Origin of the sequence: Alienimonas sp. DA493, assembly GCF_043951915.1 — a bacterium.
Classification (GTDB): Bacteria; Planctomycetota; Planctomycetia; order Planctomycetales; family Planctomycetaceae; genus Alienimonas.
The window spans coordinates 1-392 of record NZ_JBINJD010000380.1 but is presented as its reverse complement, the minus strand read 5'-3'; the positions used below and the strand labels follow the sequence as shown (position 1 = coordinate 392).

General features: G+C 73.2%; 1 protein-coding gene. It reads right to left on the bottom strand.

The annotated features are described in order from the left end of the window. On the bottom strand, nt 1-392 hold a 392-nt coding region (locus tag ACG2DA_RS23110), incomplete at both ends, for a transposase (protein ID WP_395259074.1).

The window sequence follows — 392 nt, the reverse complement described above, 5'->3', positions numbered from 1 at the left end:
GCCATGTTCAGCCAGCTGCCGTGCTTCGGCGTGTAGCGCCACTCGAGCCGGCGGGCCAGCCGCCGGGCCTCGGCCGGCGGGAACGCCCGGTACAGACTGGCCGGCGCGTGCGTGCTCAGGTTGTCGCAGACCAGCCGGATCCGCTCGGCGTCGGGATACCGCTCGTCGCACAGCCGCTTCAGGAACCGGGCGAAGTCCACCGCGGTCTTCCGCTCGGTGACCTCGACGAACCGCCGGCCGGCGAGCGGCTCGAACGCCACGAACAGGTTCGCCACCCCGCCCCGGACGTAGTGGCAGTCCTCTTTGGCCGGCGAACCGGGCCGGACCGGCAGCGGCGGGCGGACGTCGCCGATCAACTGCTTGCCGCCCTCGTCCACGCAGACCACCGGGCG